General features: G+C 64.9%; 13 protein-coding genes and 1 riboswitch. Of the genes, 8 read left to right on the top strand and 5 right to left on the bottom strand.

Going from position 1 to position 13982, the window contains the following annotated elements; translation table 11 throughout:
* Positions 1-65: 65 nt before the first annotated feature.
* The 3 genes from secB to ABRP17_RS09110 all read left to right on the top strand — a co-directional run bounded on the left by secB (position 66) and on the right by ABRP17_RS09110 (position 2564).
* The gene (secB, locus tag ABRP17_RS09100) at positions 66-584 is read left to right on the top strand and encodes a protein-export chaperone SecB (protein ID WP_188325666.1); all 519 of its coding nucleotides are present in this window, start codon (positions 66-68) and stop codon (positions 582-584) included.
* Positions 585-604: 20 nt separating this feature from the next.
* Complete coding sequence (locus tag ABRP17_RS09105) at positions 605-1630, top strand: NAD(P)H-dependent glycerol-3-phosphate dehydrogenase (RefSeq protein WP_349985685.1); 1026 nt, start codon at positions 605-607, stop codon at positions 1628-1630.
* Positions 1631-2150: 520 nt separating this feature from the next.
* Positions 2151-2564, top strand: a complete 414-nt coding sequence (locus tag ABRP17_RS09110) for a hypothetical protein (protein ID WP_192082436.1) — start codon at positions 2151-2153, stop codon at positions 2562-2564.
* Between the two features lie 166 nt (positions 2565-2730).
* Here ABRP17_RS09110 and ABRP17_RS09115 read toward each other — a convergent pair whose 3' ends face one another.
* Positions 2731-3303: an Ax21 family protein gene (locus ABRP17_RS09115; RefSeq protein WP_188327152.1), complete on the bottom strand. Its 573-nt coding sequence runs from the start codon at positions 3301-3303 to the stop codon at positions 2731-2733.
* Between the two features lie 542 nt (positions 3304-3845).
* Here ABRP17_RS09115 and ABRP17_RS09120 point away from each other — a divergent pair.
* From ABRP17_RS09120 to ABRP17_RS09130, 3 genes are all read left to right on the top strand, one after another.
* Entirely contained in the window at positions 3846-4325 is a 480-nt protein-coding gene (locus ABRP17_RS09120) for a mobile mystery protein A (RefSeq protein ID WP_349985686.1), read from the top strand.
* Entirely contained in the window at positions 4325-4927 is a 603-nt protein-coding gene (locus tag ABRP17_RS09125; RefSeq protein ID WP_349985687.1) for a mobile mystery protein B, read from the top strand. The genes ABRP17_RS09120 and ABRP17_RS09125 overlap by 1 nt, the downstream gene beginning before the upstream one ends.
* 210 nt (positions 4928-5137) lie before the next feature.
* Positions 5138-6493, top strand: a complete 1356-nt coding sequence (locus ABRP17_RS09130; RefSeq protein WP_349985688.1) for an EAL domain-containing protein — start codon at positions 5138-5140, stop codon at positions 6491-6493.
* A gap of 49 nt (positions 6494-6542) precedes the next feature.
* Here the strand turns inward: ABRP17_RS09130 and pnuC are convergent, their stop codons facing one another.
* The 3 genes from pnuC to ABRP17_RS09145 all read right to left on the bottom strand — a co-directional run bounded on the left by pnuC (position 6543) and on the right by ABRP17_RS09145 (position 10633).
* Positions 6543-7124 carry a nicotinamide riboside transporter PnuC gene (gene pnuC, locus ABRP17_RS09135; RefSeq protein ID WP_192096422.1) on the bottom strand — a complete coding sequence of 194 codons (582 nt, stop codon included), beginning with the start codon at positions 7122-7124 and terminating at the stop codon, positions 6543-6545.
* Positions 7121-9292, bottom strand: a complete 2172-nt coding sequence (locus ABRP17_RS09140; RefSeq protein ID WP_349985689.1) for a TonB-dependent siderophore receptor — start codon at positions 9290-9292, stop codon at positions 7121-7123. Before ABRP17_RS09140 ends, pnuC begins: the two co-directional genes overlap by 4 nt.
* A gap of 67 nt (positions 9293-9359) precedes the next feature.
* Positions 9360-9455: riboswitch (TPP riboswitch) on the bottom strand.
* A gap of 41 nt (positions 9456-9496) precedes the next feature.
* Entirely contained in the window at positions 9497-10633 is a 1137-nt protein-coding gene (locus ABRP17_RS09145; RefSeq protein WP_349985690.1) for a phosphotransferase, read from the bottom strand.
* Positions 10634-10780: 147 nt separating this feature from the next.
* On the opposite strand from ABRP17_RS09145, the gene ABRP17_RS09150 reads away from it, so the two are divergent.
* On the top strand, positions 10781-12076 hold the full coding sequence (locus tag ABRP17_RS09150) for a chloride channel protein (protein ID WP_192082445.1): 1296 nt from the start codon (positions 10781-10783) through the stop codon (positions 12074-12076).
* A 221-nt stretch (positions 12077-12297) separates the two neighbouring features.
* On the opposite strand, the gene ABRP17_RS09155 is transcribed toward ABRP17_RS09150, so the two are convergent.
* Positions 12298-12504: a hypothetical protein gene (locus ABRP17_RS09155; RefSeq protein ID WP_188325683.1), complete on the bottom strand. Its 207-nt coding sequence runs from the start codon at positions 12502-12504 to the stop codon at positions 12298-12300.
* A 387-nt stretch (positions 12505-12891) separates the two neighbouring features.
* Between ABRP17_RS09155 and ABRP17_RS09160 the strand changes: the two genes are divergently transcribed.
* Positions 12892-13521: a hypothetical protein gene (locus ABRP17_RS09160; protein ID WP_188325684.1), complete on the top strand. Its 630-nt coding sequence runs from the start codon at positions 12892-12894 to the stop codon at positions 13519-13521.
* The last annotated feature ends 461 nt before the right edge of the window (positions 13522-13982 follow it).

A 13982-nucleotide genomic window follows, 5' to 3' on the forward strand; every position in this document is an offset into this window, starting at 1 on the left:
ATCGCTGTTGATGCAACATATCGTCTAAACATTACGTTCAACGAATTCATCTGGAGCAACAGGAAATGTCCGAAGAAAACACCAACGGCGCAGCTGCACCGGTCGACGCCGCCACCGGTCCCGCGTTCACCGTCGAAAAGATCTACGTCAAGGACGTTTCCTTCGAATCGCCGAATGCTCCGGCCATCTTCAACGATCAGGTACAGCCGGAACTGCAGCTCAACCTGAACCAGCAGGTGCAGCGCCTGGGCGAGAACGCTTTTGAAGTCGTGCTGGCCGTGACCCTGACCTGCAAGGCCGAAGACCGCACTGCCTACGTGGCGGAAGTGAAGCAGGCTGGCGTGTTCGGCCTGGTCGGCCTGGACCCGCAGTCGGTGGACGTGCTGCTCGGCACCCAGTGCCCGAACATCCTGTTCCCGTACGTGCGCTCGCTGGTCAGCGACCTGATCCAGGCCGGTGGCTTCCCGCCGTTCTTCCTGCAGCCGATCAACTTCGAAGGCCTGTACGCGGAAACCCTGCGCCAGCGCCAGGAGCAGGGTGAAGCGCCGTCGCTCGCCAACTCCGAGCCGGCCGGCAACGCCTGATCGGCGTTCCGACCCAGCGCATGAGCGATAACGCTGAAAAAGTAGCCGTCCTCGGCGCCGGTTCCTGGGGAACCGCGCTGGCCAGCCTGCTCGCCCGGCACGGTCTCCAGACCGTGCTGTGGGGACGCGATGCGGCGATGGTGGAAGCCATCGACCAGCGCCACGAGAACGCCCGTTACCTGCCGGGCATCCCGCTGCCGGAGTCGCTGCGTGCGACCACCGACATGGCCGCTGCCGTGGAAGGCGCGTCGTGGATCCTCGTGGTCACCCCGTCGCACGCGTTCAATGAAACGGTGACCGCGCTGGCGCCGCTGCGTCCGGCCGGTGCCGGCGTTGCCTGGGCGACCAAGGGCTTCGAACCCGGTTCGGGCCGCTTCCTGCATGAGGTGGCGCGCGAGATCCTGGGCGATGACGTGCCGCTGGCCGTGGTCACCGGTCCGTCGTTCGCCAAGGAAGTCACCCAGGGCCTGCCGACGGCAATCACCGTGCACGGCGACGTGCCCGAGTTTGCGCAGACCGTGGCCGAAGCCATGCATGGCCCCGCGTTCCGCGCTTATACCGGCGATGACATGCTGGGTGCCGAGCTGGGCGGTGCGATGAAGAACGTGCTGGCCGTCGCCACCGGTGTCGCCGATGGCATGCAGCTGGGCCTCAACGCCCGTGCCGGCCTGATCACCCGCGGCCTGAACGAGATGCTGCGGCTGGCCGCGGCGATCGGCGCCAAGCCGGAGACCCTGATGGGCCTGGCCGGACTGGGCGATCTGGTGCTGACCTGCACCGGCGATTTGTCGCGTAACCGTCGCTTGGGCCTTGCCCTGGGCCGCGGGCAGACGCTGCAGGACGCGATCCGCGAGATCGGCCAGGTGGTGGAATCGGTGCAGACCGCCGACGAAGTGATGCGCCAAGCGCGCCGTTATGGCATCGACCTGCCCATTTCCGATGGCGTGCGTGCCGTGCTGCACGGCGAACAGACCCCGTCCGAAGGCCTGCGTACCCTGCTGGCCCGCGAACAGAAGCCGGAATACCCGGACACCCTCTTCCGTTGAACCCGGTAGTGACGGCCGCCGGCCGTCACGCCCTTGCCTGATGCATGTCGCCGAGCATGGCTCGGCGCTACAGAGCACCCACCGAACTTCTCCGCAGCGCGGTGCAGTAAAGTTTAAAAGCGCCGATGACTTTTAAACTTCGCAGCGCAAAAGTTAAAAAGGCGACGGTGTTTCCGCCCGGATTCCAGTTCATCGGTAGCGCCGAGCCGCGTTCGGCGGGCGACTGACGCGCCGCATTGCACATCGGCTCATAGACGAGCCGCGTGCCCCTGCCCACGATGAAGATGCTGGACCCAACAGGTCCAGTCGGGATTGGCATCCCGTTCGCACTTTACTAGGTCTCTCTGTTTGTGCCCGCAAGGGCCCGGCGGAGAATGCATCGTGTTGCCGGTCTTACGGCGGGCGGTGCGTGGGGATCCCCGGATCCGCCGGTGATTTTTGACCTAGTAAGTGCCCGGTATGCCAACCCGCACCGTCCGCCACCCGCATCCCGCGGGTGGCCGCAGCGAGGTAACGGTACATGGGCGCATTCTCACCCCCCGGCGCACGGCTCAACGCCCTCATCGGCGATGCCGTCTTGGATATCCCGGCGCACCTGGTGGAGCGGCTGGAAAAGACCCTGGAAGCCCAGGGCATGCAGGATCCAACTCCCGCACTGCTCGCGCATCTGACCTTGATGCATCACGGCGAAAGTGCCGACGGCACGCTGTGGGAAGAGCAGGGGCTGGGACCCGGGCGCTGCGGTGACCTGGCCATCGCCAGTCGCAGCCTGCAGGCATTGCACGGTGTGCTGCAGATACTGCACGCCGCGCAGCGCACCCGTCGCCATGCCGGCCCAGAGCAGCAGCTGGGCGATCACCTAGAAGAGGCACTGTATTTCGCCGGGCGCCAGCTGGCGCAGACCGCGTCCGATGCCCTGCACGGGCGGCGGTGATTCCAGTCCACAGCGCGCTGCACGACTGCTGCACCTCATCGCACAAAAAAAAGAAGCCCGACCAAAAGGCCGGGCTCCGATGGCGTGTGGGAGAGAGAGCACACACCGGTAACGCACCACATTACTATTTTTTCAACAACGTATTACGCACTAACGACAGGCGTTCTTACCAGGTGAAGCGCGGACCCACGAACCACTCGCGGTCGCCGGCCTTGGCCAGCTTCACTTCGCCACTCAGGCCCCAGTTCTGGTTGAACTTGGCGGTGGCGCCGACACGGCCGTAGAACTCGCCGTCCGGATTGATGCCGTGCTTCTTGCTGTAATCCTCGTAACCGGCCAGCGCATACCCTTCAATCATCGGAGTGAACGCGGTGCGCACGCCGACTTCGGTCGAGTAGCCGTTGAAATCCAGGCCGCGCTTCGGATCGAACTTCTGGTACGCGACACGGGCCACCAGGTCGGTGGTCGGCGCGATGCCGTAGTTGTAGCCGACACCCAGGCGCCACTGATCGACGTCAGCATTGGTGCGCTCGGTTTCCTGCGCGGTGTAGTCGCCAAAGATATGGAAGTTCGGGTGTACCGCGACCGAACCCTTGACGCCCCAACCGTCGGCATCGCCGCCGCGGGCATCGGTGTTCACGTAACCACCTTCCACGTAGTTGTACGACAGGCCATCAGCTGCCGAGGCCGCGAACGGCATGGCAACGGCGAGGCCCAGAGCGAGCAGCGAATTCTTGATCATCGGGATACACCTGTTTCTAGTTTTGGTAGATCGGACGAGGCTGAAAGGCCGCGTTCGACAGATGTGAATTATCCGTTTGCCAGCGCAATCAATCCTGAATATTGAACTGACTGGTACATAAACGAGGGCCCTGTTCAGGGAACTTGCGCAGGTTGTCGTGAGGCGTGCGGTGGTTACCGTCGAAATCTGCGCATGTAGAGGGATTGTCGCTGCTGCGAAAGGTCCCGCAGCCAGGTCGAGGCATGGGCCGATGGCGGGACATATCGGGCGATCGTCCACGGAGCAGCGGGTGCGGTCACCGCGGCATTGGGGGGGAGCGACGCACTCAAGGGTGCCATTGGCGCCGGAAGTGTCGAAGCAGTCAGGGACAGTCTCGCCACGCCGGCGGCCCCCTTGGCTGCAGTCCGGTAACATCTAATTTATTCATCGTAAGGAATAGATGCGACGAAAAATAATTCTTTATAAGGACTATTTTGATTGAATTGCATGCCCTATAAGGAATACATTGCACAAGCACCAATTCGCTATAGGGAATATTCATGGCCACTACGCCCGCATTGAAGATGCGTCGCCTGGCTCGTTCAAAACTGGACAAGAGCGGGGAAGCTCTGCGGAATAGCTTGCCGGCGCTTCGGGCTATCCCTCGGGGTGGCTGGATAGCCGCGATTCGCGAAGCCTTGGGCATGTCGCAGTCCGACCTGGCTCACCGCCTTGGTGTAGTTCAAAGCTCTGTGGTCAAACTGGAGAAGAGCGAACGCTCCGGAACGGTGCGCGTGGAAACTCTGCGGCGAGCCGCTGACGCCCTTGACTGCGAGCTGGTCGTTCTCATGGTCCCCCGCACCCCCCTGCAAGAGACCGTCGATCGCCAGCGATTGAAGGTGTACGGCGCCACGATCAACCGAGCAGCGGCCCACATGGAGCTTGAGGACCAGGCAGTATCGTCCGACCTGCGCCAACACCTCCTCCAGCAGGCCGAGGACGAGATCCCAGACAGCGCGCTGTGGGGGGATCGGGTCTAGTGGCCAAGCTCCAAGCATTCGATTTCGAGATCGAAGATGGCCAGACACCGCTGGACCCGGATGAGGCGCAGGGGCTGAAGCTGAAATGGGTCGCGACACGCGCCGACCTCAACGACGTTGAGGGCGCAAACGTCGTCAGCGGCATGCTCTGGGCGGCACGGGAGATACGCAAGAAAGATGTGGTGGTGCCCAGTGATGCCTTCCTGCGGAAGCTGCACGAGAAAATGTTCGGCAGGGTATGGGCGTGGGCGGGCCGATACAGGCTGACTGAGCGCAACATCGGCGTAGCGCCGCATCAAATCGCAATGCAGCTCCGGCAGCTCTTCGACAACATTGGTGCCTGGCAAGAGTTCAAGACGTACCCGCTGGACGAGCAGGCGGCCCGCCTCCATCACCAGCTGACAGTCATCCACCCGTTCCCTAACGGAAACGGCCGCAGCTCGCGACTGATGGCTGACCTGTTCCTGCAGTCGCGCGGTGAGCAGCCTTTCTCGTGGGGGCCAGCACCGCACAACAGCACCGTGCGGGAAAGCTACCTGCAGGCCGTACGGGAAGCTGACGCTGGCAACTGGCAGCCACTCCTTGGATTCGTCCGAAGCTAGGGATGGTCTGAGCAGATCACCCGCAACGCTGGATTCATGAGGCGAGCGCGTCCCGCGATCGCCTGCTGAGGTGGATTCCGATGAAAGCGGGGTTTCGGAGACACCGATGGGCACCTGCAGACGTATTTAACCCTTCCTCACCCGCCCCGTGAAAACTCTTCAGCGCTTGTCGCATTCGGCCAGTACCATGGCGAGAAAAAAGGGAATTCCATGCTCGAGACAGGAAGCGCCCGCGGCAGCCGGGAGTGGCTGAGCCGCAAGTTCCCGGACCATGCGCAGTGGCCGCGCATCCAACGCCTGCTGCGCTTGAGCGGTGTGGTCTGTGTGCTGCATGGGGTGATCTGGGGCGCGTTCTACGGCGCTCACGGCATGGACGTGCTGGCCATCGTGCTGTTTTCCCTGATCCTGGTCGGTCTAGGCTGCCTGGGCATCGCCCGCAAGCGCGACCGGATCCCGCTGGTGTTGATCGCGCACGTGCTGCTGGTGATGACGATCTTCGTCAGCCTGGCCGAGACCCCGACGGCGGCGGCGGCGCGTTCGACCCACCTGTTCCTGCTGCCGATCGGCGTGGCCAGTTTCTTCCTGTTCCGTAGCGAGCGCGTCTATCTGCGCTGGCTGTTCCCTGGCATGTGCATCGCCGCGCTGGTGGTGCTGGCCATCAGCCCGGTCAGTCTCGGGCCGCAGCTGGAGCTGCTTACCGATGATGTGCGACGGCTGCGCCACGGCCTGAACACCCTCACCGCCATGGTGCTGACCTGCAGCGTGCTGGCGATCTTCCGCGAAGACCTGAGCGAGCAGATGGATCAGTACGCCGCGCTGGTACGTGGGCTGGCCCAGCGCGAGCTGCGTGCCTATCTGCAGCCGCAGGTCGGGCTGGACGGACGCGTGCTGGGCGCGGAGATGCTGCTGCGATGGGACCGGCCAGGCCATGGCCTGCAGTCGCCGGACAAGTTCATCCCGCTGGCCGAAGAAACCGGCCTGATCCACGATATCGGCCTGATGGTGTTGGAACGCGCGTGCGTGCACCTGAAGAACTGGTCGACCCTGCCCGGTGTGGATGCCTGGATGCTGTCGGTCAATGTCAGCCCGCTGCAGTTGGCATCGGACAGCTTCGTGGACGATGTGCGTGCGACCCTGCGCAGAGTGGGCGCGCCACCGAATCGCCTAAGGTTGGAGATCACCGAATCGGCCCTGGCGACGGATCTGTCCGTGCTGGCCGCGAAGATGGGCGCGCTGCGCCAGGATGGCATCTCGTGGTCGCTGGATGACTTTGGTACGGGGTTCTCTTCGTTCTCCCTGCTGCAGGCGCTGCCGCTGGACGAGCTGAAGATCGACCAGACGTTCGTGCGGGGCATGGGTGATGACCCGAGCCAGCGCGAGCTGGTGCGCAAGATCATCGAGATCGCGGAAATCCTCGGCATCGCCACCGTGGCCGAAGGCGTGGAGACCGAGCAGCAGCGCGAGTGGTTGGCCGGCATGGGGTGCCGGGTATTCCAGGGCTACCTGTTCGGCCGCCCCGTCAGTGCCGAGGCGTTCCATCAGGCGCACATGCCGCAGGGCCAGTAGCTATGGCGTTGGGGCGAAGGTGCCTGCGGCTGACGGCCAGCGGCCGTCACTACCGGGGGCAGGCTACCGGGGCATTGCTTGCCGCGCTCCAGCGGCGCAGGCCCAGCACGGCCAGGCCGATGAACACCGCGTACAACGCGGCGGTCACATTGAGCGACTTGAACAGGTACAGCCCCACGTACACCACATCCACCACGATCCACATCCACCACGCGGCCACGTGGCGACGCGCCTGCCACCACTGCGCCACCAGGCTCATGGCGGCCAGCATGGCATCCAGCCACGGCAGCGCGGCGTTGGTCCAGGTATGCATGGCTGCACCCAGTGCCAGCCCCACCGCCACGCCGGCACCCAGATCGATGAAGCGGCGCCGCGCGGGCAGCGGCACGATGCTGACCAGGCCATCCGCCTGCGCGCTGTGCCGCCAGCTCATCCAGCCGTACACCAGGAAGCCGCCGAACACGATCTGCAGCAAGGTGTCCGAGTACAGCCGGGCCTCGGCGAACACGAAGGCATACAGTGCCACCGACACCAGGCCGATCGGCCAGCCGATCATCCGCCGCCGGGTCATCAGCCACACACCGAGCATGCTCAGCGCGGCGGCGGACCATTCCAGCAATTCCGCGCTCATAGCGCGATGGTGACCGACAGGCGGGCTTGGCGCGGGGCGCCAGCGAACAGGTAGTAATCGCCGGCACTGCTGCCCGTGTCACGCCAGTAGAATTTGTCGAATACGTTGTCCACCGAAAGCCGCCAGGTGACCGGCCGATCGCGCAGCGCATGCTGGTAGCGCAGTCCGGCGTCGAACACGCTGTAGCGGGGCGCACGCACGCTGCCATCCACCGTGGCCACGTTGGCCGACGCATAGCGCCAGCCGCCGGTAACGCCCAGCCCTGCAGCGAACGGGAGCTGGTAATCCACGTGCACGCTGGCGCGGGTCTTCGGCACGTTAACCAGCTGGCGACCTTCGTACGCCGGGGTGCCCGCATCACGCGCACGCGCCTGCAATACGCTGGCGCTGGCGTTGAGCTGCAGGCGCTCGGTCAGTCTGCCGTTCGCCGTCAGCTCCACGCCGGTGTGGGTCTGCTGGCCGCGTTGCACGAAGGTGAAGCCGGCATCGCTGTCATCGGGCATGGCGTACTGGAAGGGCTGCGAGGTACGGAACAGCGCCGCTCCGAGGGTCAACGTATCGGTGGATGCGTACTTCACGCCCACTTCCAGCTGGCGCGACAGCAGCGGCGGCAGGAAGGTGCTTTCATTGGACGTCCAGAACGGCGCTTCCTGGCCCAGCGAAATGCCGCGCACGTAGCTCACGTACGCGTTGACCTGATCGGTTGCATTCCAGATGACGGCGGTCTGCGGCAGGAACCGCGACAGGGTGCTGTGCCGCTCCGGAGTGCCGCGCTTGTCGTAGGCGCGCTCATCCAGCTTGACCATGCGGCCACCCACCAGCCACTGCCAGTCATCGCCAAAGCGCATGCGGTCCAGTGCGAACAGTGCATCCTGCTTGCTGTAAAGGCGGCGCGCGGAAGCGCCGGGCATCAGCGGCGACGGCGCGTACTGCGGCACCCGGGCGTCACCGATGTTGGCGGTACCCATGTACTCGTTGACGTTCTGGCGCTTGTCCACCGTGCGGCGGAAGGTGTCAGCGCCGATGCTGAGCTCGTGGCTGACACGGCCGGTATCGAAGCGGCCACGCAGCTCCGCACGCAGTTCCTGGTTGACGCGGGTGTCGTCCGGGCTGCGGTAATCGTAGATGTCGTAGTCGCCGTTGGGCGCGAAGTAGTTGCCCGGCACGCTGCCATCGGCGCACTGTTCGGCGTAGTAGCAACCGTACGCGAACGCGACGTTGTCATCGATCACCGAGCGGCTGTGGCTGGCCGACAGGCGTGACTGCCAGCGCGCGTTGATATCGTAGGTATGCAACGCGGTGAGGTTGGTGCTGGCGATGCCCACCGGCTGCTGCCACGCCTGGTAGCCCAACATCTTCGCGCGGTCCACGCCGCGCGGAAGCGCAGTCGCCCCCAGCAGCTGATAGCCCGATGCCGAGCGCTGCGCGCTGGTCTGGTAGTTGGCATCCACTTCCAGCTTGCTGCGGTCGCTGATCAGCCAGTCGGCGGCCACCGAGTAGAAGTTGCGGCGGCCGTCGGCATGGTCGATATACGAACCGCTGTCTTCCCATGCGGCATTCAGGCGCACGCCGAAGCGGGGGCTCAGCCAGTGACCCACATCCACGGCGGTGTAGCGCGTGCCTTCGGTGTCCGTGCCCAAGGTGACCGTGCGCACCTCGGCCGGGCGCTTGCTGATGTAGTTGATGATGCCGCCCGGCGCCATTACCCCGGCCGCCAACCCGGCTTCACCCTTCAGGATCTCGACCTGCTGGATGTTCTCCAACGCGATGCGCTGCTCGCCGGCGGTGGCCAGTCCGTTGAAGCGGTAGCCGGTGGCGGTATCCAGGGCGAAGCCGCGGATGGCGATGTTCTGGTAGTAGCCCACCGGGGCATAGCTGTCGCCCAGTGAGGCATCGTTGGCGGCGATCTCGCTGAGCGTGCGCACGTGGCGGCTGTCCAGCACCGTGCGATCCAGCACGTTCACCGATGCCGGCGTGTCCTTCCAGCTACCCGCGCCGAAGCTGCTTGATGGTGCGGTGGCGGCAGCCGCCTGCTGGGCCTGCACGCGCACGGCGGCCAGCTCGGTCGGCGTGCGGTCGGCCGCATCGGCAGGGGCATCGGCAGCGTGCAGCGGCAGCGCGGCACAGAGGGCGACGGTCAACAGCGTAGGGCGCAGGCAGCGGTTCATTCGATTCGTCATCAACAGGAAGAAAGACGAAGCGACGGCGCGCGCGCAGTGACCCGACGGGTCCATGTGCTTGCAGCTCAAAGCTCCCTACGCCGGTGCAAACCGGATCAGGTTCCAAGGGACTCTCTCAGCCTGGTCAACCCAGGCACCCCCGCTTCAGGGTGTCATTTCACACCAAATTGGCCGAAGAAGCGAATCAGCCGCTCAGGCCGCCGCGCGCAGCGTCGCCAGCAGGGCCTGCCCGTGGGCGGTTCTGAACCAGTCCGCATGGCCCAGCAGGAACGTGTAATACGCCACGTCGGCGTTGGCGGTGGATCCGGTGATGCCGTGGAAATACTCCACCTCGGACAGCGCGAAATCCAGGTGCACCAGTGGCAGCAGATCGGCCAGCAGATGCACCTGCGCGGCCGTCAACGGGCGCGCGTCGCGGTAGCCGACGATCAAGGCCAGCGCGATATCGCCACGTACCGCCGCGCCGCCGCGTTCCAGTTCCAGCCAGGCGATGGCATTGCGCTCAATGGCCGTGGCCAGGTCGAACAGGTGGCTGGCGGGCGAGGCGAGGCCGAAGTCCAGCACGGCGGCCACGGCGTTGGCGCGGCCGTGCTGGTGCCAGAGCAGGTTGGAGACATGCCAGTCGTTGTGTCCCCACCGATGCGGCACCGACGCCAAGCGCGCCGCCACGCCGAAGTGCCACGGCAGGATGGCGCGCTGCAGCTCTGCTTCCCATGGCCTGCCGGCCAGATAGTCGGCCAGCCCCGGTCGCTGCGGCAGCTGCATCTTCAGCAGGGCAATCGGATCCTCGGCGCGGATCAGCTCGTCGCGGGCCACCAGCACGTGCGTGCCGCGCTGTGGCGCGTGGTAGCTGTCGGCCGCGTTGTGCAGGGTGGCCAGCATGCGCCCGGCCTGCCAGGCCTGCTCGACATCGTTCGGGGGCGTCCACGACGGCACATCGCGGTATACATCCTCGCCCGGTGCCTCGGCATGCAGTTCGAAGGTCCAGTCGCCGTGCTCCACCGCCGTGGCGCCGGCATGGTCTGGCAGCACCTGCACGACCGGAACGCCTGCGTCGGCCAGGTGCGCGATGAAGCGATGTTCTTCTTCCAGCACCGCTGCGCTGCGCACGTGATGGTGGTGGCGTTTGACGAAGAACCGGCCCTGCGGGCTCTGCAGCAGGGCAGCGGCGGAGAACGGACGCGGGCTGTGCCAGACCACCTCGCAATCGCCCGCCAGTTGCGGGTACCGGCCTTTCAGCCACGCGACGTCGGCGGCGCTGATCGCAGGCCAATCGGCGATGACCTGGTCGTTGTCGAGGCCTTGGACGTGGTGGTCGGACGTGTGCATGGATATTGGTCGGGCGCGGGGCATGATGCGCACGGCAAGCTGCCCGCGCGGCGCCCCATGGTACGCCGTCGGACCGATGCTGCCGCAGGCGGCTTCCCGCCAGATCAGGCTCTGTCCCCGTCTTCGACATCGGCGCAGAATGGCCCCATGTCCAGATTCAACACGGCCCGCCACTGGCTGCAGGCCCACTTGACCAGCGAGCGCTGGCGTCGTCGAGCGGCGCTGTGGGGCGGTGCGGTCGTCGTCGCCCTGGTCGCCATCGTGTTCGCCAAGGCCAGTGACGCGGCGTTCCAGGTCTTCCAGCGCATCATCCAGCACTCGCCCTGGTGGGCGCTGCTGCTGACGCCGGGCATCTTCGCGTTGCTGGCATGGGCCACGGGCGGCGTGCTCAAGCCCACCCGCGGCAGCGGCATTCCCCAGGTCATCGCGGCGCTGGACAAGCCGGATGAGCAGTTCCGCGCGGTGAACCTCTCGCCGTTGGTGTCGGTCGGCAAGCTGGCGTTGACCAGTCTGTCGCTGCTGGGCGGGGCGTCGGTGGGGCGCGAGGGGCCCACCGTGCACGTGGGTGCCAGCCTGATGTACCTGTTCGGGCGCCGCTTCGGTTTCCAGGATCCGCGCGAGCTGTCGCATTTCCTGCTGGCCGGTGGCGCGGCAGGCATCGCGGCGGCATTCAACACGCCGCTGGCGGGCATCGTGTTCGCCATCGAAGAACTGAGCGGTCGCTTCGAACATCGGTTCTCCGGCACGTTGCTGACGGCGGTCATCGTCGGCGGCGTGGTGTCGCTGGGGTTGCTCGGCAACTACACCTACTTCGGCCACGTCTCCGCGCGTCTGCCGCTGGGGCAGGGCTGGGCAGCGATCGTGCTGTGCGGGGTCGTGGCGGGATTGCTGGGCGGCCTGTTCGCGCGCGCCGTGCTGCTCACCGTGGCCGGAAAGCCGCGCTGGCTGGGGCGCCTGCGCGCGCAGCATCCGATCCTGCTCGCGGCCGGGTGCGGGTTGACCGTGGTGCTGCTCGCGTTCGCCTTCGGCGACGGTGCGTATGGGACCGGCTATGAGCAGGCCCGCAGCCTGGTGCAGGGGCATGCCGAGGTCGGCCACGAGTTCGGCCTGATGAAGCTGATGGCCAACCTGGCCTCGTACATTGCGGGCATTCCCGGCGGGCTGTTTTCGCCGGCCCTGGCGGTCGGTGCAGGGCTGGGCCACAACCTGGCCGTGCTGATGCCTGGGGTGGATCCCACTGCGTTCGTGCTGCTGGGCATGTGCGCGTATCTCACCGGTGTCACCCAGGCGCCGCTGACGTCTGCGGTGATCTCACTGGAGCTAACCAACACCAGCGACATGCTGCTGCCGATCCTGGCCACGGTGCTGATCGCCCGCAGTGTCTCCGGGTTGGTCTGCCGTACGCCGATCTATCGCGGCCTGGCGGATCAGCTGGCGCGGTAGGTACACCTGTTTCGGACAAGGGCCATCCAGCGCACGCCGCGCTCATATCGAAGTGTTTCCATTGAGCAGCATCGTGTTCGGGTGTCTGCTAGGCGACCTTGATCGCCGCAGCCCCGGAGGGGAGCCGGCGCGGTTGCGCACCAAGGGTGGGGGCCGGGACCAGGAAGGTCACCGGCCCCCTTTTTTTTCTCGTGAACGTTTTCGTGCCCTTCCGCGGGTCATCAGATGCGCTTGATCCTGGAAGCCAGATAGTCGGACACCCGTTCATGCGCCTCCAGCAGCACATCCACACATAAGCCTTCCCGTCCGGATCCGGGGAGGCGTGTGCCGTCCGGAAGCTCCGCAGCGACGAGGCACCACCGGTGCTCACCGCAGTTCCAGACCCTTGCCCTGTAACACTGACCGTCGATCGACAGGTCAACGAACATCACGGCCTCCGATGTCAGCCCTCGTGCCATGCCGCTCCTTTCAAGAAAAAAGAAAAAAGCAGTGACCCCCGCGAAGGGCTCACGTACCCCCTAGAGGAATTACTCGACTGCGCTTCGCACTCAAGCCTGATCAGTATCGTCACGGCTCAATCTGCACGACTTCGTGATGCATGGGTATAGCGCACATGCATTTTCGAACTGCTTCCATGGCATCGGCTGCGCCCGTGCGCTGAGATGAACTCCCCGCCGTTTCCCGACGGTACGGCGTCAACGCTGGTCAGTCTCTCGTTCAGCAATGCGCCGTTGCTGCCTTGATCCCCTTGGGGCAGTAGTGGGTAGGGCCGGCCCCCGCCGGCCCTCTTTTCTTTCCATGCCAGCAAGGACGTGATGAGCCTTATCAAAGGATGCGCGGTGCTGCTTGCCGTGCTGCTGGCCGGCTGCAGCAACCAGCAGACAGCGAATGAGGAGAATTTCGCATATGCCATCACGCGGCGTCTCGAGCAGGACGGGCATCTGTGTCTGGGCTTGCGTGCCTGGCCGATCGACGTGGATCTTGTGCAACGCCTTCGTGGCGTAGAAGGGTCTCTTGTTGCACTTGAGGCGGCCGGGCTGATCCGGGGAGAGTGGATGGGCAGCGGTGACGCATTTCTGGAGCCGGATGCACGCGTGAAGCGCTACACGCTGACCGATGCTGCTATCCCCTATATCCACCAGCGGCCGGCCGCCGAGCGACGCGTGCGCACAGGCAGCAGCGCGCCAGGGCGAGATCTGTGTTGGGGCAGAAAGGAGCTGGAGCGCATTGTGGACTGGTCGGGTCCCCTGCGGCTTGGGGAATATCGGACAGCGGACGTGACCTATCGCTATCGGATCGCTGACATGGCCGGCTGGGCGCTGCTGCCCCAGGTGCAGGAGGCGTTTCCGGAGATTCCTCGAATCATCGAACGGGCGGCGACGGATCGCAGGCAGATCGTGTACCTGTCACCGACAGGGTGGGAGGCAGGAAAACACGAAGAGTGAGGATCACTATCGATAAGCTCGGAAGAAGTGCCGGTGCAGCTTTTTGGGGGCAAGAGGGCCGCATGCGCCGACCCCTTTTCTCTGTCTTAAGCGAGCAGGAGCAGACTCACGCCTGTTCGGCCGCTGCTGTAAATCGATGGCTGCAACCATCCGCTGCAAGCAGCGCACGGCTTACAGCCTGTCGCGTGTTGCAGCGAAGGCACGTCAATACCATTCCGCCACTGATCTCAAAGATCGATCTGGCTCCTGGCATGTTCCTTGTTCCGCAGCGATGACAGTAAAACGAAGACACTCCATTGCCCGATTCCACTCTTGAGGATTCACCGGACGTGGATCTATGGATACGGAAGACACCCGTTTCGCGCATGGTGGTTGACTCGGAAGGATTGAAGGGGTGAGAGGACGCGCCATGGACGCGGACTAGCGAACCTACTTACCTGCGGCCCGCTTCTCCATAGCGA

The organism is Stenotrophomonas sp. WHRI 8082 (assembly GCF_040223995.2).
GTDB lineage: Bacteria > Pseudomonadota > Gammaproteobacteria > Xanthomonadales > Xanthomonadaceae > Stenotrophomonas.